The organism is Corallococcus exercitus, from assembly GCF_003611585.1.
In the GTDB taxonomy this organism is placed as follows: Bacteria; Myxococcota; Myxococcia; order Myxococcales; family Myxococcaceae; genus Corallococcus; species Corallococcus exercitus.
The window spans coordinates 1-19,901 of the sequence record NZ_RAVW01000085.1; the positions used below are offsets into that span (position 1 = coordinate 1).

At 69.2% G+C, this 19,901-nt stretch carries 15 protein-coding genes and 1 pseudogene; 6 read left to right on the forward strand and 10 right to left on the reverse strand.

From position 1 onward, the window contains the following. Positions 1-515 (forward strand): annotated as a pseudogene (locus D7W79_RS43615) (hypothetical protein); the annotation flags it as partial. Between the two features lie 60 nt (positions 516-575). Here D7W79_RS43615 and D7W79_RS13215 read toward each other — a convergent pair. From D7W79_RS13215 to D7W79_RS13235, 5 genes are all read right to left on the reverse strand, one after another. Then, positions 576-1,769, reverse strand: coding sequence for a pyridoxal phosphate-dependent aminotransferase (locus D7W79_RS13215; protein ID WP_120525731.1), 1,194 nt, complete (start codon positions 1,767-1,769; stop codon positions 576-578). Positions 1,770-1,849: 80 nt separating this feature from the next. Next, on the reverse strand, positions 1,850-2,332 hold the full coding sequence (gene coaD / locus D7W79_RS13220) for a pantetheine-phosphate adenylyltransferase (protein ID WP_120525732.1): 483 nt from the start codon (positions 2,330-2,332) through the stop codon (positions 1,850-1,852). A gap of 47 nt (positions 2,333-2,379) precedes the next feature. Further along, the gene (gene rsmD, locus D7W79_RS13225) at positions 2,380-2,937 is read right to left on the reverse strand and encodes a 16S rRNA (guanine(966)-N(2))-methyltransferase RsmD (RefSeq protein WP_120525733.1); all 558 of its coding nucleotides are present in this window, start codon (positions 2,935-2,937) and stop codon (positions 2,380-2,382) included. 10 nt (positions 2,938-2,947) lie between these two features. Next, on the reverse strand, positions 2,948-3,991 hold the full coding sequence (locus D7W79_RS13230; protein WP_120525734.1) for a hypothetical protein: 1,044 nt from the start codon (positions 3,989-3,991) through the stop codon (positions 2,948-2,950). 47 nt (positions 3,992-4,038) lie between these two features. After that, positions 4,039-5,046, reverse strand: a complete 1,008-nt coding sequence (locus D7W79_RS13235; RefSeq protein ID WP_120525735.1) for a cation diffusion facilitator family transporter — start codon at positions 5,044-5,046, stop codon at positions 4,039-4,041. A gap of 113 nt (positions 5,047-5,159) precedes the next feature. Between D7W79_RS13235 and D7W79_RS13240 the strand changes: the two genes are divergently transcribed. From D7W79_RS13240 to D7W79_RS13260, 5 genes are all read left to right on the forward strand, one after another. Next, complete coding sequence (locus tag D7W79_RS13240; protein WP_120525736.1) at positions 5,160-6,749, forward strand: sigma 54-interacting transcriptional regulator; 1,590 nt, start codon at positions 5,160-5,162, stop codon at positions 6,747-6,749. Next, on the forward strand, positions 6,746-7,669 hold the full coding sequence (locus D7W79_RS13245) for an alpha/beta fold hydrolase (protein WP_120525737.1): 924 nt from the start codon (positions 6,746-6,748) through the stop codon (positions 7,667-7,669). The genes D7W79_RS13240 and D7W79_RS13245 overlap by 4 nt, the downstream gene beginning before the upstream one ends. Before the next feature lie 165 nt (positions 7,670-7,834). Next, the gene (gene typA / locus D7W79_RS13250; protein ID WP_120525738.1) at positions 7,835-9,685 is read left to right on the forward strand and encodes a translational GTPase TypA; all 1,851 of its coding nucleotides are present in this window, start codon (positions 7,835-7,837) and stop codon (positions 9,683-9,685) included. A 90-nt stretch (positions 9,686-9,775) separates the two neighbouring features. Further along, positions 9,776-10,627, forward strand: a complete 852-nt coding sequence (locus D7W79_RS13255) for an AraC family transcriptional regulator (RefSeq protein WP_120525739.1) — start codon at positions 9,776-9,778, stop codon at positions 10,625-10,627. Then, on the forward strand, positions 10,624-11,316 hold the full coding sequence (locus tag D7W79_RS13260; protein WP_120525740.1) for an aspartate/glutamate racemase family protein: 693 nt from the start codon (positions 10,624-10,626) through the stop codon (positions 11,314-11,316). Before D7W79_RS13255 ends, D7W79_RS13260 begins: the two co-directional genes overlap by 4 nt. On the opposite strand, the gene cglE is transcribed toward D7W79_RS13260, so the two are convergent. From cglE to D7W79_RS13285, 5 genes are all read right to left on the reverse strand, one after another. Beyond that, positions 11,317-11,916, reverse strand: coding sequence for an adventurous gliding motility protein CglE (gene cglE, locus D7W79_RS13265; RefSeq protein ID WP_120525752.1), 600 nt, complete (start codon positions 11,914-11,916; stop codon positions 11,317-11,319). Between the two features lie 164 nt (positions 11,917-12,080). After that, positions 12,081-14,186 carry a TonB family protein gene (locus tag D7W79_RS13270; RefSeq protein WP_120525741.1) on the reverse strand — a complete coding sequence of 702 codons (2,106 nt, stop codon included), beginning with the start codon at positions 14,184-14,186 and terminating at the stop codon, positions 12,081-12,083. A 56-nt stretch (positions 14,187-14,242) separates the two neighbouring features. Beyond that, a complete protein-coding gene (locus tag D7W79_RS13275) occupies positions 14,243-14,530 on the reverse strand; it encodes a hypothetical protein (RefSeq protein WP_120525742.1) in 288 nt (95 codons plus the stop codon). 157 nt (positions 14,531-14,687) lie between these two features. After that, positions 14,688-16,190, reverse strand: coding sequence for a tetratricopeptide repeat protein (locus tag D7W79_RS45750; RefSeq protein ID WP_120525743.1), 1,503 nt, complete (start codon positions 16,188-16,190; stop codon positions 14,688-14,690). Then, complete coding sequence (locus D7W79_RS13285) at positions 16,187-19,867, reverse strand: tetratricopeptide repeat protein (RefSeq protein WP_120525744.1); 3,681 nt, start codon at positions 19,865-19,867, stop codon at positions 16,187-16,189. Before D7W79_RS13285 ends, D7W79_RS45750 begins: the two co-directional genes overlap by 4 nt. Between the last annotated feature and the right edge of the window lie 34 nt (positions 19,868-19,901).

The following is a 19,901-nucleotide window of genomic DNA, read 5'->3' on the forward strand; positions in this document are numbered from 1 at the left end:
CTCCGGCCCCGACCGCAGCGCCCACGGCGCGTCCGCCGACGCCGCCCACTCCCTCCACCGCGGGCACCGTCCAGCTGGGCCCGGGCCGCGAGGCCTCGCGCCCCAGCGAGGAGGACCTGTCCCCCGAAGGCATCGCGCGCTCGGTGATCCACAACGAGGCGCGCTTCCTCTTCCAGAGCCTGCTGACGGGAGACGTGCGCAACGCGTCCGCGGAGCTGTCGTACCCGTTCCAGCTCGAGGACAAGCGCTTCAGCACCCCGGACGAGCTGGTGCAGGCGTGGGTGAAGCAGCTGCGCGCGCGGCGCACGGACCTGGTCACCCTCTACGACATCGAAGTGCTGCCCATCGCGGAGATGGAGAAGAAGTACGGCAAGCCGCCCGCGCGCCTGGGGCTGGATCCGCGAGCGCTCAAGGACACCTGGGCCGCGGTGGGCAACCTCTCCGGGCACGCGGCCATCTTCCTCTTCCGAGGCAGCCCGGACCTGAGCTGGCACGCCTTCGCGTACACGGACTGAAGACGCCACGGAGCGCCCCGCGTTCCCACCGGGCGCCCTGGCTTGCGTCCAGGCCGCGCTTCAGCCCAGCGCCGCGACGAAGTCCCGCAGGCGCGTGAGGCCCTTCTGGAGCACCTCGCGCGAGGTGACGAAGCTCATGCGGATGTAGCCCGGCGCGCCGAACGGATCCCCCGGCACCGCCGCCACGAGGAAGTCGTTGAGCAGCGCCTCGGACATCTGGAGCGAGTCCGTCAGCGGCTTGCCCTTGTAGGACTTGCCCATCAGGCCGCGCACGTCCGCCATTGCGTAGAAGGCCCCTTCGGGCAGCCGGCAGCGGATGCCGGGGATGGCGTTGAGCCCCGCGACGAACAGGTCCCTGCGCTCGCGGTACTCGTTCACCATCGCGGTGATGGTGTCCGTGGGGCCGTTGAGCGCCGCCAGCGCCGCCTTCTGGGTGATGGAGGACGCGTTGGACGTGGACTGGTCCTGCACCAGCTGCATGCCGGAGATGAGCGCCTTGGGCCCGGCCGCGTAGCCCAGCCGCCAGCCCGTCATCGCGTAGGACTTGGACAGGCCGTTGGACACCAGCAGCCGCGGCACCAGGTCCGGCGCCACGTTGCCGATGTTGAGGAACGGCTCCTGCGTGTAGAGGAGCTTCTCGTACATGTCGTCGGTGACGAGGATGCAGTCGTGGCCACGCACCGCGTCCGCGATGCCCTCCAGCGTGGCGCGCGAGTACACCGCGCCCGTGGGGTTGGCCGGGCTGTTGAGCACGATGGCGCGCGTGCGCGGGGTGAGCGCCTTCTTGATGGCCGCGGGGTCCGGCGCGTAGCCGTCCTCCTCGCGCGTGGGGACGATGACCGGCGTGCCGCCCGCCAGGTGCACCATGTCCGGGTAGCTCACCCAGTACGGCGCGAAGATGATGACCTCATCCCCTTCATCCAGCAGCGCCTGGAAGCAGTTGTAGAGCGACTGCTTGCCGCCCGCCGTCACCACCACCTGATCCGGCGCGTACTTCAGGCCGTTGTCCTTCTCCAGCTTGCGGCAGACGGCCTCGCGCAGCTCCGGCATGCCCGCGGTGGCGGTGTACTTCGTGAAGCCCGAGCGGAGCGCGTCGATGGCCGCCTGCTTCACGAACTCCGGCGTGTCGAAGTCCGGCTCACCGGCGGCGAGCACCACCACGTCCTTGCCACCGGCGGCGAGCGCCTTGGCGCGGGCGTTGAGGGCCAGGGTGGCGGAGGGCTTGATGGCTTGCAGCCGGCGGGCGAGTTTCATGCGCCTTGCCTAGCGCGGAACTCCCGAAGCGGACAAGCACTACGGGCGTGCTGCGTTGCCCGGTTGCCGCTCCGGAACCCCTACGGTTTCGGGCCGAACTTCTTCTTCAGCCCCGCGTTCACGTTCGGGGGGACGAGCCCCTCCACGTTCCCTCCGAAGGTGGCGACCTCCCGGACGAGCTGCGAGGAGATGTAGAAGTAGTCCTCGCCCGTCATCATGAAGACGGTGTCGATGTCCGGCGCCAGCTTGCGGTTCATGTTCGCCAGCTGGAACTCGTATTCGAAGTCCGACACCGCGCGCAGCCCGCGGATGACGACGCTCACGTTGCGGTGGTGCACGTAGTCCACCAGCAGGCCGTGGAAGGCGTCCACCTCCACGCGGGGGTCATTCACCGCCTCGCGGATGAGCTCGATGCGCTCCTCCTGGCTGAAGAGGGGCGTCTTCTTCGGGTTCACCGCGATGGCGACGATGAGCCGGTCGAACATCTTCAGGCTGCGCTGGATGAGGCTCAGGTGCCCGTTGGTGAGCGGATCAAACGAACCAGGGTAGATGGCAACCGGCATGGGTGCGGAGAAGTCTCGGCGGGCCCACGGGGCGGGTCAAGCGCACGTCACGGCGCCCGGTAGAAGCTCACCAGGGTGTCCCCGAACCGGCGCTGGTCCTCCCGGGTGAGCCCCGCGTGGGCGTCCGGGGCCGCCTCCCGCTTGTCGTGCTCCACCACCACCGTGCCGCCCGGCGTCACCACGCCCGCGGCCGCCACCGCGTCCAGCACCGTCTCCACCACGCGCGCCGCGTAGGGCGGATCCGCGAAGACGAGCTCGAACCGCTCCCCCTGCTTGCCCAACGTCCCCAGCGCGCGCACCACGGGCTGCGCCAGGATGGACACCTGGGCCGTGAAGCCCAGGTCGTCGGTGTTCTTGCGGCACAGGGCCAGGGCCTCGCGGTCCTGGTCCACCAGCACCAGCCGGCCCGCGCCCCGCGACAGGGCCTCCAGCCCCAGCGCGCCGGTGCCCGCGTACAGGTCCAGCACGGCCTGGCCGTCCAGGAACTGGCCCAGCATGTTGAAGATGGTTTCCCGGACCCGGTCCGCCGTGGGGCGGATGTGAGCGGACGACGGCTTGGGCCCCGTCAGGGCCCGGCCCTTCGCGCTGCCTGCAACAATGCGCATGGGCGCCCTTCTAGCCCAGGTCGCCGTCCGGCTTCGCGAGGAACGCCATGGACACCGACGCCGAGCGGTGCGCCCCCAGCGCCGCCAGCGTCTCCGTGGCCTCCGCGAAGGACAGCGCCTCCAGCGTCTCGCGCGAGGCGGGCGACAGGGGCGGCAGCCCCTCCTCCAGCACGGACAGCAGCTCCCCGGCCGGCATGCCCGCCGCCTGGGCCCGCGCCACCACCGGCTCGCGCACCTCCGGCGGCCAGGCGCGCAGGGCCAGCGGCCCCAGGGGCCCTCCCCGGTCCACCTTGCGCACGCCCGCGGCCACGTAGCTGGACAGCCCCCCCGCGGCCCCCGTGGACACGTCGTCCACCGCCACCGCCACGCCCTTCGCCGCGGCGGTCTCCACCACCTGGCGCAGCAGCTCCACGTCCAGCTCGCCGTCCTCCAGCCGCGCGTCCGACACGCGCAGGAAGCGCACCGGGACCTGCCACTGCGACAGCCCCTCCAGCAGCGTCTCGCACGCGTCCACCAGCCCGCCGGAGGACACCTGCGGCGGGGACACCTCCAGCGACAGCTCGCGCTCCTTGAGCGGGCCCACCAGCGCGTTGACCGCCTCCACCGCCTCGTAGGACGTGAGGCGCGACAGGTCCAGCGACACCAGCGCGAAGCCCGCGTCCACCACGCGGAAGAGCCCCTCCTGGAGCGCGTCCAGCACGTCCGCGTCCGTGGACGTCACGCGGATGGGACCGGCCTGGAGGAACAGGGGCCGGGTGTGCCCGGCCTCCTGGGCGGCCGCGTGCACCGCCTGCACGAAGCGCTCGGAGGCGCCCCGGTCCGCCAGCGGGTGCGGACACGCCAGGCCCAGCACCGCGTCCTCCGCGCGGGCCGCGCCCAGCAGGCCCGGCAGCGCGCCCTTCGCCAGCACCGGCAGGCACGGCAGCGCCATGGGCGTGGACTCCAGCGCCCGCAGCAGCTCCCGCGGATCCAGCAGGGGCACCCGGGAGCCCGGGCCCACCCGCGCCACCACGTTGCCCGGCCGCAGCGACAACACCTTGTCCAGCACGCTCATAGGAGCCGGCGAGAATCCCCGCCCCGCGCGCCTTTCGCAAGCGTGAGTCAGTGCACCTCGCCCAGGTGGGCGTAGGACTGGCTCTCGATCTGGATGGTGGTGTGGTCGATGCCGAAGCGGTCGAAGAGGTCGTGCTTCACCGCGGACAGGATGTCGTCGTTGTTGCAGACCATGGGGTCCGCCACCACCAGGTGCGCCGACAGCGCGTACATCCCGCTGGAGATGGTCCACACGTGCAGGTCGTGCACCGCCTGCACGCCCGGCACCTTCCCCATCAAATCCCGCACCTGCTCCAGGTCCACGTGCGCGGGCACCGCTTCCAAGAGCACGTCCACCGCGTCCTTCACCAGCCGCAGCGCGCCCACGACGATGATCATGGAGATGAGCACGGAGATGATGGGGTCCACGATGTACCAGCCGGTCCACCACATCACGCCCGCGCCAATCAGCACGCCCACCGACGACAGCGTGTCCCCCAGCACATGCAGGAACGCGCCGCGCACGTTCATGGAGTGCGTCTGGTGCAGGAAGCCCAGCGCCGCCAGGTTCGCCACCAGGCCGATGCCCGCCACCAGCGCCATGGGCCCCAGCTCCACCGGCGCCGGCGTGCGCATGCGCTGCCAGGCCTCCATCAGGATGAAGATGGTGATGACCAGCAGCAGCACCCCGTTGAGGAGCGCGCTGAGGATTTCCATCCGGTAGTAGCCGTAGGTCTTCTTCAGGTCCGCGGGCCGCCCGGCGAACCAGAGCGCCAGCAGGCTCAGGATCATCGCCGACACGTCCGTCAGCATGTGCCCGGCGTCGGAGAGCAGCGCCAGCGAGTTGGTGAGGAACCCACCCACCGCCTCCGCCACCATGATGGTCGCCGTCAGCCCCAGCGCGAACAGCAGCCGGCGGCGGTCCTTGCGCCGCTCCTCCGCCAGCCCGCCCCGCTTGGGGCCATGCGAATGACCGTGCCCAGGGCCGTGCGAGTGCCCATGGTGGGAATGGTCATGATCATCCTCGTGCGAATGGCCGTGCCCTGCCCTGCCGTGTGTATGTGGGGGTGCGCTCACAGGGAACCAGGGTACGCGAACAGCGCCGTCATTCGGACAGGTGTCGCTGGATTGATTTCGGACAACCCCGTAGATCCATTGTCCTGATCCGCAACAGGGCGAGGACCGTGGGGATGGACTTCGAGAAGCATCAGAATCTGCACACCATTGTCATGTTGAGGGATGTCATCCGCAAGTGGTGGCAGGTGGAGCTGTCGTTCGCGGATCGCCACGGGGTGGTGCACGACTGGCAGCGCGGGGATTTCATCCCGCCGCCCAACGACTTCTGCCGCCACTCGCTGGGGGCGCGGGAGGGGATGCGGCGGTGTGCCCAGTCGGTGCGGGTGCTGCACGAGAAGTTCAAGGCCGCCAAGAACCTGCGCCGCTCCCTCTTCCACGACTGCCACCTGCGCCTGTCCATCGTGGGCGCGCCGCTCTACATCCGCAACGAGTACGAGGGCTTCCTCTTCGTGGAGGGCTTCGCCCGGCAGCCGCTCACGCCCGGCGACGGCCAGGTGCTGCTGGGGAAGATGCGCGATATCGCCCCCGGGGCGCTCCTGGAGCTGGAGGGCGCGGCGGAGCGCGTGCCGGTGCTGGACGGCTCGGAGCTGAGCAAGCTGTCGGACCTCCTGGAGTTCGCGGTGACGGAGATCGCCAACCAGGAGGTGGAGCTCACGCGCAAGGAGGAGACCATCCAGTCCATGGCCTCCGAACTCTCCAACCGCTACCGCTTCGAGAAGATCATCGGCCGCTCCGGGGCCATGAATGAAGTCTTCCGCCTGATGGAGAAGGTGGCGAACTCCGACTCCACCGTCCTCATCAACGGCGAGTCCGGCACGGGCAAGGAGCTGGTGGCGCGCGCCATCCACCACAACGGCCCGCGCAAGGACAAGCCGTTCGTCGTGCAGAACTGCTCCGCCTTCAACGACAACCTGCTGGAGAGCGCCCTCTTCGGGCACACCCGGGGCGCCTTCACCGGCGCGCTCAAGGACAAGAAGGGCCTCTTCGAGGTCGCGGACACGGGCACCTTCTTCCTGGACGAGGTGGGCGACATGTCCCCCGCCCTCCAGGTGAAGCTCCTGCGCGTGCTCCAGGAGGGCACCTTCCTGCCCGTGGGCGGCACCCAGTCCCGCGAGGTCGACGTGCGCGTCATCGCCGCCACCCACAAGGACCTGGGCGAATTGGTGAAGCGCGGCGAGTTCCGCGAGGACCTCTTCTACCGCATCAACGTCATCCGCCTGCAGCTGCCGCCCCTGCGCGAGCGCAAGGACGACCTGCCCGTCCTCATCGACCACTTCCTGCGCAAGCACCACCGCGAAGGCCAGCGCGCGCGGGGCCTGGCGCCGGAGGCCCTGGGCATCCTGGGCGCGTACGCGTGGCCGGGGAACATCCGCGAGCTGGAGAATGAAATCGAGCGGCTGCTGGTGCTGGGCGGAGAGCTGGAGGTCATCCCCGCGGAGCTGCTCTCCAGCCGCATCCGCGACGCCGTCGTCCCCGGAGGCGGGCCCTTCATCGCCCCTCGGGCGCACGGCAAGCTGCACGAGGCGGTGGAGTCCCTGGAGAAGGAGATGATCCACCAGGGCCTGGTGCGCACCCGCTACAACAAGAGCCGGCTGTCGCGCGAGCTGGGCATCAGCCGCTCCAACCTCATCCTCAAGATTTCGCGCTACGGGCTGGACAAGGGCATCCCCGAAGGCCTGGACGCGGAAGAGGTGGAAGCGTGAGCGCGCCCCATGGACAGGCGGTCTCCTTCCGCCAGGACTCGCTGCGCGTCCCCGACGGCGCGGACCTCTACTACCAGGTGCGGGGGGACGGAAGCCCGGGCATGGTGCTGTGCGACGGCCTGGGCTGTGACGGCTTCGCGTGGAAGTACCTCCTGCCCTACCTGGGCCGGCGCCACCAGGTGCTGAGATGGCACTACCGGGGCCACGGCAAGAGCACCGTCCCCACGGACCGCACGCGCATCGGCATGGAGTACACCTGCGACGACCTGGCGCGGGTGATGGACGCGGCGGGCATGGAGAAGGCCGTCCTCTTCGGCCACTCCATGGGCGTGCAGGTGGCGCTGGAGTTCCACCGCCGCTACGCCCGGCGCGTGGAGGGGCTGGTGCTGGTGTGCGGCAGCTACGGCCTGCCCCTGGACACCTTCCACGACTCCACGCTGCTCAAGCGCCTCTTCCCCACCCTGCGCTCCGCGGTGGAGCGCTTCCCCCGCCACACCGCGCGCATCGTGCACGGGGCGCTCACCACGGAGCTGGTGGTGCAGCTGGCCATCCGCCTGGAGATGAACCCGGAGCTCATCGCGCGCAACGACCTGGCCCCGTACTTCACCCACCTGGCGAAGATGGACCCCGTCGTGTTCGTGCGGACCCTGGACTCACTGGCGAACCACACCGCCGAGGACCACCTGGAGCACGTGGACGTGCCCACCCTGGTGGTCGCCGGGGAGAAGGACCGCTTCACCCCCGGATGGCTGTCCCGGAAGATGGCCGAGCGCATCCCCGCCTCCGAACTCCTGATGATTTCCGAGGGCACCCATACCGCCCCACTGGAAGTTCCGGGCCTCGTGGAGCTGCGCGTGGAGCGCTTTTTGAGAGAGCGGCTGGGGGTTGAAACGGCCGAGTCACAGCCAAAGGTGGGATAAGCGCCCGGCGGGCGGACAGCCTGATTGTCTGCCTGCTGGACACCCGCCTTCATTGCAGGCGGGAAGCCCCCGGCATATAAGCCCCCGCCTTCCGGGTTCCGGTGGGATTGAGAAACCCCGTCCTGGGCGTCTCTCCTCGCACCTTCTTTCAGTCAGTTGGTCCGCATGATCTCTCGCGAAAACATCCGCAACGTCGCCATCGTCGCTCACGTCGACCACGGCAAGACCACCCTCGTCGACCACCTGCTCCGGCAGGCGGGTACCTTCCGCGCCAATGAGCACATGACCGAACGGGTCATGGACTCGAACGACCTCGAGCGCGAGAAGGGCATCACCATCCTCGCGAAGAACACTGCCGTCTCCTACAAGGGGATGCAGATCAACATCATCGACACCCCGGGCCACGCCGACTTCGGTGGCGAGGTGGAGCGCGGTCTGCGCCTGGTCGATGGCGTCATCCTGCTGGTGGACGCCGCCGAAGGTCCCCTGCCCCAGACCCGCTTCGTGCTCACCAAGGCGCTGGCCATGGGCCTGAAGACGGTGCTGGTCATCAACAAGATCGACCGTCAGGACGCCCGGGCCAAGGAAGTGCTGGACCTGGTGTACTCGCTCTACATCGACCTGGGCGCGAACGAAGAGCAGCTGGAGATGCCCGTCCTCTACACGGTCGCTCGCCAGGGTCAGGCCTCCACGTCGCTGGACGTGCCGGGCAAGACGCTGGAGCCCCTGTACGACGCCATCATCAAGCACATCCCGCCCCCGCCCGCGCCCCCGGCGGAGCAGACGACGCTCCAGCTGCTGGTGGCCAACCTGGACTACGACGACTACGTCGGCCGTCTGGCGGTGGGCCGCGTGCAGGCGGGCCGCATCACGGCGAACATGCCCGTGTCCGTCGTCCGCGAGGGCGGCAAGGTGCAGCAGGGCAAGATCGTGAAGCTGTACGGCTTCTCCGGCCTGAAGCGCGCGGAGATCCCGGACGCCGGCCCGGGTGAGATCGTCTCCATCGCGGGTATCGAGGAGATCTCCATCGGCGACACCATCGCGGACTTCGAGAAGCCCGTGGCGCTGCCGCGCATCACCGTGGACGAGCCCACGATGATGATGATCTTCAAGGTCAACGACGGGCCGCTGGCGGGCAAGGAAGGCAAGTTCGTCACCTCCCGCAACCTGCGTGAGCGCCTGTACCGCGAGGCGTACCGCAACGTGGCCGTGCGCGTGGAGGACACCGCGACGCCGGACGCGTTCCGCGTGGTGGGCCGTGGCGAACTGGCGCTGGCGGTCATCATCGAGAACATGCGCCGCGAGGGCTACGAGCTCACGGCCTCCAACCCGGAGCCCATCACCAAGACGGTGGACGGCCAGGTCCACGAGCCCATGGAGCTGCTCTTCTGCGACGTGCCGGAGAACAGCGTGGGCGTCGTGACGGAGCGCCTGGGGCCCCGCAAGGGCCGCATGATGGACATGCAGCAGCTGGGCTCGGGCCGCACCCGCCTCCAGTTCCGCATCCCCGCGCGCGGCCTCATCGGGTTCCGCTCGGAGTTCCTCACCATCACGCGGGGTGAGGGCATCATGAGCAGCCAGTTCGACGGCTTCGAGCCGTGGTTCGGCTACATCCCCAAGCGCGCCAACGGCGCGATGGTCTCCGACCGCCTGGGCGACACGGTGCCGTACGCGCTGTTCAGCATCCAGGAGCGCGGTCAGCTCTTCGTGGGCGCGGGCACCACCGTGTACGAGGGCATGATCATCGGCGAGCACGCGCACCCGTCCGAGCTCAACGTCAACTGCTGCCGCGAGAAGAAGCTCACCAACATCCGCGCCGCCGGCCGCGACGAGAACGTCATCCTCGTCCCGCCGCGCGAGATGGGCCTGGAGAAGGCCCTGGAGTGGATCGCCGACGACGAGCTCGTCGAGGTGACGCCCAAGTCCGTGCGCATGCGCAAGAAGGCGCTGGCCGTGGGCGAGCGCTACCGCGCCGAGCGCGACCGCAAGCGCGAGGAGCGCGCCGAGGGCGAGTAGTCCTTCGCCTTGAACGCCTGAAGCTTCCAGGGGCCGCCACCCAGCACACCGGGTGGCGGCCCCTTCTTCGTCTTGAGGAGGCAGCGCGCCGTGGAGTCCAACGCAGGCAAGCCCAGGGGCGTGTTGTATTCGCGCCCGGATTCGCGGCACTTCGAGCACGTCCGCGTCCTGCCCGCGGAGGACCTGCGCCCCTGGGTCGAGCACTTCTGGGCCGTCCGCTGGGACCTGCGCGGACAGCCGCCCTATCTCCAGCAGACCCTCTCCCATCCGTCCGTGCACTGGGCCTTCCAGGACGGCACGTCCCGCATTGGCGGCGTGGACCGGGGCCGCTTCTCCATCACGCTGGAGGGGCTGGGCGGCGTGTTCGCCATCAAGTTCCGGCCCGGAGGCTTCTTTCCCTTCGTGGGCACGCCCGTGTCCGCCCTCACGCAGCGCACCGTGCCCCCGGCGTCCCTGCTGGGCCCGGCGGCGCGGGAGCTGGAGGCGGCCATCCTCGCCACCGACGTCACGCGCGACGCGGATGCGGAACGCATCGCGCTGGCGGAGGCCTTCCTGCGAGCGCACAGGCCCGCGCCGGATCCGAACGTGGGATGGGTGCAGGCCATGGTCACGCGCATCCTGGAGGACCGCGCGGTGACGAAGGTGGAGGATCTGCTCACGCCTGGGGGCCCGGGCCTGCGCACGCTGCAGCGGCTGTTCAACCGCTACGTGGGCGTGAGCCCCAAGTGGGTCATCCAGCGCTACCGTCTGCACGAGGCCGCGGAGCGGCTGCGCGAGACTCCACCGCCGGAGCTGGCGCGGCTGGCGCTGGAGCTGGGCTACTTCGATCAGGCCCACTTCATCCGCGACTTCCGGCGCATCGTGGGCCACACACCCGCCGGATACGCCCGGCGGGCGGCGCATGGGGCTGACGCTCAAGACATGAGGGGACGAAACGGATGAAGACGATTGGATTGCTGGGCGGGATGAGCTGGGAGTCTTCGGCGGAGTACTACCGGCTGATCAACGAGCACGTGAAGCGGGAGCTGGGCGGGCATCACTCCGCGAAGGTCGTCCTCTACAGCGTGGACTTCCAGGAGATTGAGCACGCCCAGAGCACCGGCCGGTGGGACGAGGCGGCCCGCATCCTGTGCGACGCAGCCCGGGCGCTGGAACGCGCGGGGGCCGAGGCCCTGGTGCTGTGCACCAACACCATGCACAAACTGGCGGCGGACATCGCTTCCGCCACGCGCATCCCCTTCCTGCACATCGCGGAGGCCACCGCCCAGGAGGTCCTCCGCGCCAGGGTGAAGACCGTGGGCCTGCTCGGAACGCGCTACACGATGGAGCAGGACTTCTACAAAGGCAGGCTCGCCGAGCAGGGCCTGGAGGTCCTGGTGCCCACCGACGAGCAGCGCCAGGCGGTCCATGACGTCATCTACCAGGAGCTGTGCCTGGGCCAGGTGAAGGCCGCCTCCCGGGAACGCTACCAGCGCATCATGGAGGAGCTGGTCCGCCGGGGCGCCCAGGGAATCATCCTGGGCTGCACGGAGATCACCCTGCTGATCAAACCCGGTGACGCCTCGGTGCCGGTGTTCGACACCACGGCCATCCACGCCCGGAAGGCCGCCGCGTTCTGCCTGGGTTCGTAATCAGAACGTGTACTTCACGCGCGGGAACACGGCGAACGACATGATGTTGGGCCCGATGATGTAGCGCCCGAGCAGGTCCGCGCCCACGGAGAAGTGCTCGAAGGACGTCGCGTACTCCACGCCCACGCCCAGGCCCGCGTTGAAGGCGTTGATGGAGCGGCCCGGGTCCCCCTTCTCCGGATCCACCGGCGTGGGGTCCAGGCGCGTGTAGCCCGCCGCCACCTTGGGCGTCAGGTAGAAGCGGTGGGCCAGCTGCACGTGGTACGCGGCCGTCAGGTCGCCAAAGGCCACCGTGAAGTTGTCCGACAGCGCGCAGACGTTGGAGTCCGGCAGGTAGCCCGCGAAGCAGTTCTGCGCGGAGGACCCCAGCGCGAAGTGGGCGCCCAGCGACAGCCGCTCCGTCAGGTCGTAGCCGATGCCCAGCTGCACGTACGACTGCGCGTTGGAGTAGTTGTTCTCGCCGCCCACCGTGAAGAACACCCCGACGTCGGTCTCGGTGAAGAACCCCCGGCGCGGCTCGAAGGGGACGCCCTCCGGCGGGGTGGCTCCCAGGGCCGGCGTCGCCAGCGCGAGCGCGGCCAACAGCAGCGACTTCCTCACGACTCCTCCCGTCACGTTGTCCTCCTGCTCCCTCGCACTCCGGGCAGCAGCGGCACGGACAGTAGTGATGCCGGGCACGAAACGGCAGCGGGGAAAAACGAAAATGGCGTGGACCGTTTCGTCCACGCCACTTCGGTCTTCCAGTCTACGAATCGCGCCCCGCGTTACTCAGCGGCGTCCGCGCCCGAGGGCGAGAACAGCCAGGGGTACGTCACGTTCACCACGCCGCCGCCCTTGGGCTCCGGGAACTTCCAGCGGCGGATGCGGGAGATCATGCACTGCTCCGCCGGGGTGCTGCCCAGCGTGGACTCCGACACGCTGGCGTCCGCCACCGCGCCCGCCGGGTCGATGGTGAAGGCCACCGCGACCTTGCCAGCCAGCGCCGGGTTCTTGTTCAGCTCCGACTCGTAGCAGTACTTGATCTCGTTCTGGTGCCGCCGGATGACCTTGGCGATGACGTCCTTGTCCAGGCCGCCAATCACCGTCGTCTTGCCGGGGATGACCTTGGTGACGGACTTGCCGCGGCCGCCCAGGTCGATGCCGCCGGACCCGCCCGTGCCCCGGCCGTTGCCCTGGGTGCCCAGGCCACCGATGCCCAGCGCCGTGCCGCCACCGCCGTTGCCCGTGCCGCGCGAACCCATGCCGCCCACGCCGTGAGCGTCACCCATGGCCGCGCCGCCCTTGAGGCCACCCAGCGAGTTGTTGATGCCGGTGCCGATGCCGCCCGGACCGAACACGTCCGACGCGCCACCCTTCATGCCCTTGAGCGCGCCCAGGAGACCGACCTTGCCCACCACCTGGCGGTCCTTCTCCTTCTTGCTCTTGTCCACCACCGGGGTGCCCGGCTTGGAGGGCGCGGCCTCCTCCTGCTTCGCCTCCTGCTTGCCGAACTTGCCCTCTTCGTCCTTGGCCTTGGCCCCCTCCTCCACGCCGGAGAGCTGGAGCTTCTTCGCCTCCACCTTCTTCTCCGGGGCGATGAGGAACTTGGCCACGCGCTGCTGGGACTCGAAGACGTCGTCCGCGGACTTCGTCTCCGTGTGCGGCGTCAGCAGCATCGCGGTGACGAACGCCGCCGCCGCGAGGATGCAGATGGCGGCGATCTTGAAGAAGCTGAAGTCGCGGTCCGACAGCGACGTCGCCAGGATGGCCGGCGACGGCTTCACGTAGCGCATCACGAACGCCACCGTGCCCAGCGACACCTCCGCCCGGTCATGCAGGCCCAGGGTGAAGAGCTGCTCCTGGTCCGGCGTGGCGTTGTTGAGCTGGCCCGCGGCGCGCAGCGCGTCCTTCGTGCGCACGTCGCCGTTGTTGGTGACGAAGACGCCGGAGCCCGCCGGAGCGCGCAGCTCCAGCTTGTCGCCCTTGCTCACCGCCAGCACGTGGCTCTTGCCCACCTGCGGCGAGTACACGGTGAAGGTGTTCTTGGCGCCCTCGCCGATGGTGACCGGCGCGCCGTCCTTGAAGTGCTGGACCTCCAGCATCTGGTCGCCCCAGAGCATGGAGACCTGCAGCACCTTCGCGTCAGGCGTCGGCTGCGCGTCCCTGGGCAGCGGCTCCTGCAGGTGCGGCGGAGGCTGCGGCTTGCGGGCCGCCGCCACCTGGGGAGGCGTGGCCTTGCGCGCCGCCACTGGAGGCGCCGGAGGACCGAACACCGGGGTGGACGTCACGTTCGTGGACACCTGCGTGCCCAGCGCGCCCGCCGGAGCGGAGCGCGGCGTGCTGACCGTGCCCACCACGTTGGCCGCGTTCATCGCGGGCCGAGGAGGCGGAGGCGCCTGCCGCATGTTCGGAGGCACCGGAGCCGCGTGCGTCGCCGAAGCCTGCGGAGCCGCGTGCGACACCGGAGCCGCGTGCGCCGTGGGCGCACTGGCCGGAGCCGCCGGAGGCATCACCGGGCGCTGCTGGAACACGCCGGGCTGCGCCACCGCCGCCGCCGGAGCCACCGGCCGGGGCGCGTCACCGAAGAGCACCTCCACCCGCGAGGTGCCCACCGTGAGCACGTCCCCGGGCTTGAGCGCCGTGGGGATGAGGAGCTTCTGCCCGGACACCTGGGTGCCGGCTTCACTGCCCAGGTCGATGGCCGTCACGGACCCATCGTTGTCCACCTTCAGCATCACGTGGAGGTTGGACACGCGCGGATCCTGAATCTTCACCGCCGCCTGGGCGCCCGACCCCACGATGACACTCTCCGCCTCCGAAACCGTCTCCTGGATGGAGCCGTCGGGGGTGGTGATCCGAAGCGTCAAACCGTTTTTTCTCGCCGCCGCCATGAAGTTCTTCCTTCTTCCCTTCCCGTCCCGAAAACGTTCAACGCCACCTGTGCTGTCTAGAGATTGTCCGCTGACTTCTGAAGCTCCGGGTCGAAGTTCTCCCGGACCTTGATGAGGCTCTGGAAATCCGTCTTCTTGCGGTTGAGCACGTAGGAGCCTTCCGGCTTCGTGAGCTCGCCCTCCACCGCCACATCCGTGAAATCAATCACCGTCTTCTTGCGGTACACGGTGCGATCCTCCTCCTGGATGATCTTCACCGAGTCCTTGCCGCTGTCCTGCGCCAGGGCGGGAGCCGCAACCCCGAGTCCCGCCACCATCACCATCGCTGCCAGCAGTCGTTTCATGTGATGTCTCCGCCAGGCCCGCTTCGCGCTTCCATTGCAGGGCTCGCACCAACTCCAAGTCCCTGGATTCTAAGGGTGTCGCCCGGCCGCTTGCACCTGGGGGCCTGGAGGCGGGAAGAAAGTTCTCGTCCTTCCCGCCAGGGCGACTGTTGTTTCTTCAGGGCGTCGGAGCAGGCGCAGGCGCCGCCTGTCCATTGCCAGACGTTTCGTTGGCGGCGGGCGCGGCCGGAGCCGCTTCGGGCGCCGCCTCGGACGCACCGGTGCTGCCTTCCGCGGCGCCCTCGGCGGGGACCTGCTCGGGCGCGTTGGCGTCCTGGGGCAGCTGGTTCATCACGGATGAACCCGCGCCCCCGATGGCGGCCGCGTCCTTCTTGGGCTCGCCCTCCGCCTCCGCCGTGGCGGCCGCGGGAGCGGGGGCCGGCGGCGGGTTCTTGAGCATGTTCTGCAGACCGTTCACCTTGGCGGTGATGAGCTGCTTGTCCTGCTCCGTCGAGACGGGCAGTTCCTTGCAGCGGTCCAGGAACGCGATGGCCTTCTCGAAGCCCGCCCGGTCGGCCGCGTACGCCCAGCCCGCGCCGCAAACCGCCTCCGGCTTGTCCGCGGCGCGCGCGAGCACCTTCTCGAACGCCTCGCCCGCGGCCACGCCCTTCTTCGGATCCACGCCCTTCTGGCCATCCAGCGCGTACGCCAGGTACAGCTGGCCCTCCAGGCCGTCGGGCTCCAGGGACAGGGCCTTGGTGAAGGCCTTCTCCGCGCCCGCGTAGTCGCGGTAGCTCAGCGCCAGGGCGCCCAGGTTGAGGTGGCCGGGCGCGAAGTTGTCATCCAGCGACACGGCCTTCTGGAACTGGGCGAGCGCGCGCGGGCGGTCGTCCATCTTCAGGTAGATCATCCCCAGCGTGTTGGAGATGGCCGGGTCGTCCTTGGCCACCTTGCGCGCGTTGACGACCAGCAGCTCCGCCAGGCGGTACTGGCCCCGGTCGTACGCCACCAGCGCCAGCGTCTTGTACGCCTCCGGGTTGTCCTTGCTGCGCGCGAGCACGCGCCGGCCGGTGGCCTCCGCCTCGTCCAGCTTGCCCGCCAGCCGGTACGTCGCGGCCAGCGCGTTGAGCACGGGCTCGTCGTGTTCGTGGCCCGGCGTCCCGAGCGCCTTGGTGTACAGCGAGATGGCCTCGTCCAGCTGGCCCTCGTGCCGGTGCATCAGCCCCCGGTTGATCACCGACGGCGTGTGCGCCGGGTCGAGCGTGAGGACCTGCTCGTACGCCGCGCGGGCGTCCGCCGGGCGGCCCTGCTTCTCCGCGATGACGCCCAGGTTGAACCGGGCGTTGAGCGCCTTGGGATCCTGGGAGACGACCTCCTCGAAGCCCTTGCGCGCGGCGTCCAGGTCACCGGCCTCGTAGGCCTTCAGGGCCTGGGCGAACTGGCCGTCGGTGTCGCCCTTCTCCACCGGGGCGGGCGCGGGCGTGGCGGCGGCCACGGCGGCGGGCTTCTCCACCGTGTTCATCGCGACCGGCGTGGGGCGGGGCCCCGTGGCGCAGGCCGTGGTGAAGGCGAAGGCGAAGGCCCCCGCCAGGAACATCCGCTTGGTGCGAAAGCCGTTCATCCCCGTCGTCCCCATCCCCTTCAACTGGCTGCTGATGTCGATGCTGTGGTTCGTCTTCACGGCCGCACCCCCTCGAGCGACGCGGTGGGTTCAGGCTTCGCGGCACCGGAGCCTTCCGGCGCCGCGGCCGGAGGAGTGCCCTCGGCGGGCACGGCTTCCGGCGCGGGAGGCGCGGTGGCGGGCTTCGGCTCCGCGGAGGCGCTGACGGGGCCGTTGAGGTCCTTCAGCACGCCCGCGGCGATGCGCGAATCACTGCTGCCCCGGTACGTCACCGGCTTCACCTGGGCGTAGGCCCCCGGACGCAGCTTGTTGATCTGATCCTGCGCGGCCAGCGTCCACTCGCTGTAGATGCCCAGCTCGTAGGCCTTCTGGAGGCCCTTCTCCAGCGCCTCACTGGACTTCTCCTCCAGCGGCATGGCCAGGTTCTCCAGCTCCGCGCGGTACATGCTGAGCTGTTCGTCATCCAGCCCGGACGGGTCCGGCGAGTCCATGATGTTGCGAGCGAAGTCCGCGTACGCGAGGCCGATGCGGGTCAGCGCCGCGATGCCCCACTCGCCGGAGCCCGTGGCGAGCACCGCCGCGTACTCCTTCTCCACGCGCTGCATCTCCTTCTGCTTGGCCTGCAGGTCGCGGCGGATGGTGGAGACGCGCGTGAACTTGATGTCCGAGAAGCGCTTCCACGTGGGCTCCAGCGCCAGGAAGCGCGCGTGGCCGTACGCGTTGAGCACCGCGGTGTCCTTGCGCACGCTCTCCGCCAGCTTGTTCCAGCCGCGCACCAGCTCCTCCTGCGCCTTCTCCTGGCCGCGCACGTCCTTCATCTTCTGGTACGCGAGCAGCTCGTGGTAGCGCGCCAGGTACGGCTGCCCCGCGACGGTGCGCGAGTCCCGGCCGTAGTCCTCCACGAAGCGGTTGAAGGCGCGGGCCGCGTCGCCCCACTTCTTCTCCTTCTCCCACACGAGGCCGATGGAGAACGCCACCTGGGGCACGTCCTTGCGGTCCTTGAAGCGCGTCAGGTAGCTGTTCCAGGCGTTGACGGCCTTCTGGGACTCGCCCAGGCCGTCGTACCAGACGCCCGCGTTGAAGAGGGCGTCCGCCACCCACTCACCCGCCGCGTCCACCTGCGCCTTGCGCTCGGCGGCCTTCTGCGCGCGCTTGGACTCCGCGTCCTCCACCGCGCCCGGCGTGTCGTCCTTCTTCGCGACGGGGGTGGCCTTGGCCTTCTTCTCCTTGTCCTTCTTCGACTGCGACTCGCGGGCCTTGATGGCGGCGTCGTACTCGGCCACGAAGGACTCGGACATCGCGGCGGCCTTCTTGAACTCGGCGACCTTCTCGTAGAGGCCGGACAGCGTGTAGCGGGTCTGCAGTTCGAAGTTGCTGTTCGGGTACTCCTTGAGGACGCGCTCGCCGGCGGTGATGCCCTTGTCCACCTCACCGGCCTCCTGCGCGATGACCATCGCGTAGGTGAGCGCGCGGTCCGCGTTCTCCGACTTGGGGAACTCCGTCACGAAGGCGAGGAACTCCTCGGCGGCCCTGGCCGGGTTCTTCTCCTTCTTGTAGACGACCTCGTCCACGTACTTGTACTGGCTGCCCTCCACCACGCGGGCCACGCGCTGGGCGAAGTCGGAGCCGGGCTTGGACAGCTTCTTGTTGCCCAGGAACTTGCGCGAGAGCGTGTTGAGCTCCTGCCACTCCTCGCGGCTCTCCAGCACGTACATGGTCAGGTCCGCGGCGTCGCGCGAGCGGCGCTCCTCCGGGAACTTCTCGATGATCTCCCCGAAGCGGCGGGCCGCGTCCACGAAGTGCGCGCGGTCGTAGAGGATGACGGCGGCCTGGTAGCGCAGGTCGATCTCATCCTGGTTGCCCGGGTAGAGGGTGTTGTACGTGTCGCACGCGGCGACCAGCCGGTCCTCGAACTTCGTGAGCGCCTGCTCGGCCTGCTCCTTGGCGTCGCGCTTCACCAGCTTCTGCTTGGCGACGTCGCCCTTGTCCTTCTTCTCGTCGACCTTCTGGCCGTCCTTCAGGTCGCTCTTGGAGAGCTGGCCGCGTTCAATCTTGACGAGCTTGTCGTACGCGAGCACCGCGTTGTACGCGGCGGACTTGCGGTAGGACTCGTTGGAGACCTCCTTCGCGGAGTCGCGGTCCGGGATCTTGAACGCCACCACGGCGTCGTACTCACCGGCGGCGGCCTCCCACTCCTCCAGGGCCCAGAGGATTTCCGCGTAGAAGAAGCGGATGTTGAAGGCGGAGTCCGCGACGAACTCCGGGTTGTCGCTGGAGGCGAACGCGTCCACGTACTGCTTGTAGATGTCGCGCGCGAGCCGGTAGGTCTCCACCTGGCGCGTCTTCTGCGCCTCCTGGTGGTACTCGGTGACCATCACGCGCATGGCCTCTTCGGTCACACTGAAGGCGTTGCGCAGCACGCCCGCGTTGCCCGCGTTGGCGGTCCACCACTCGCCACCCGGGCGGTAGAGGTCCACCATCCGCTTCATCTCCTTGCGGACCTGCTGGCGCTGGCGAAGGCCTTCGTACGCGCGCACCACCGCCTGCTGGTACTCCGGCGCGTTCGCGCCCATGGGCGCGTCGTCGATGAGCGTGCGGTACACCAGGATGGCGCTGTCGAAGTGGCCCGCGTCCACCAAGCCTGCGGCCGTCTTGGCGAGCAGCCGGCCCTGGCGCTTGGCCGGAGCCTTCTGCTTGAAGTAGGCGAGCGCCTCCTTGGGCTGATCCAGCTGGACGTAGAAGACGGTGAGGTCGTTGAGGGCCTCCGTGCGCAGGTCGCCCAGCTCCTCGCCGCGCTGGCCCGCGTAGTCCACCACCTCGTGGAGCTTCTTCAGGCCCGCGTCCAGGTCGCCCGCGTTGAAGTCACACCAGGACAGCTTGTACGTGGCGTAGGCGTAGATCTTCGGGACGCCGGAGTCGCGCGCCTTCTCGTAGTTCTCCTTCGCGGGCGCGAGCTTGTTGTTCTCGAAGTAGTGGTTGCCCAGCTGGATGTACGCGTCCGGAACGAACTGCGACTTCGGGAAGTCGCGGATCAGCTCCTCGTAGCGCGCCACCGCGTCCTCGCGGCGGTTGAGCTCGTAGAGGTTGTAGCCCAGGGAGAAGAGGACCTCGTCGCGGGCCGGGTAGTCCGGGTACTCGCTGAGGATGGCCTCGTAGATGCGCATCGTCTCGGCGCGGTAGCGCTCCGAGTCGCGGTGGTCCTGCTCCGGGGCGGTGGCCTTCTCGCCGCGCGCCACGGCGGCGTCGTAGGCCTTCTCCGCCGCGAGGAACTTCTCCATCTCCAGCTGGTAGAGATACTTGGACTTCTCCCAGTAGAGTTCCGACAGGCGGTACTGCATCTCCGCCTTCTGGGTGGAGGTCTCCTGCAGCTTGGGGATGAGGCGCTTGAAGCCTTCAATGGCCTCGTCGCGCTTCTTGTCCGCCAGCGCGTCCTTCTTGGAGTCCGCGATGCGCGGCACGTCCGCGAACTTGGCCGTGGCGGGCTTCACCCGCGCCGGGCCCTTGCGCATGTCCTGGGGCGCCACACCGGGCGGCAGCTCCGCCTTCTTCGCCTCCGCCTTCTTGGCCTCCTCCTTCTTGCTCGCGGCCTCGGCCTTCTTGCCCGAGGACTTCGCGGAAGCGGACTTCTTCGTAGCCACCTTGCGCGGCGGTGCCGTCGTCTCCGCCGCCTCCCCCACCCCACCGGCCGCGAGCGCGACGCCCACCGCCAGTGCACCGAACCGAAGAACCACCTTCATGCGAGCTCCTGGAGAACCGCGCCTCGCCACCCTG

Excerpts from the sequence above, each read along its gene's own strand:
- D7W79_RS13215 (WP_120525731.1), bottom strand. The coding sequence starts at position 1,769 with ATGAAACTCGCCCGCCGGCTGCAAGCCATCAAGCCCTCCGCCACCCTG.
- coaD (WP_120525732.1), bottom strand. The coding sequence starts at position 2,332 with ATGCCGGTTGCCATCTACCCTGGTTCGTTTGATCCGCTCACCAACGGG.
- rsmD (WP_120525733.1), bottom strand. The coding sequence starts at position 2,937 with ATGCGCATTGTTGCAGGCAGCGCGAAGGGCCGGGCCCTGACGGGGCCC.
- D7W79_RS13230 (WP_120525734.1), bottom strand. The coding sequence starts at position 3,991 with ATGAGCGTGCTGGACAAGGTGTTGTCGCTGCGGCCGGGCAACGTGGTG.
- D7W79_RS13240 (WP_120525736.1), top strand. The coding sequence starts at position 5,160 with ATGGACTTCGAGAAGCATCAGAATCTGCACACCATTGTCATGTTGAGG.
- typA (WP_120525738.1), top strand. The coding sequence starts at position 7,835 with ATGATCTCTCGCGAAAACATCCGCAACGTCGCCATCGTCGCTCACGTC.
- D7W79_RS13260 (WP_120525740.1), top strand. The coding sequence starts at position 10,624 with ATGAAGACGATTGGATTGCTGGGCGGGATGAGCTGGGAGTCTTCGGCG.
- D7W79_RS13270 (WP_120525741.1), bottom strand. The coding sequence starts at position 14,186 with ATGGCGGCGGCGAGAAAAAACGGTTTGACGCTTCGGATCACCACCCCC.
- D7W79_RS13275 (WP_120525742.1), bottom strand. The coding sequence starts at position 14,530 with ATGAAACGACTGCTGGCAGCGATGGTGATGGTGGCGGGACTCGGGGTT.
- D7W79_RS13285 (WP_120525744.1), bottom strand. The coding sequence starts at position 19,867 with ATGAAGGTGGTTCTTCGGTTCGGTGCACTGGCGGTGGGCGTCGCGCTC.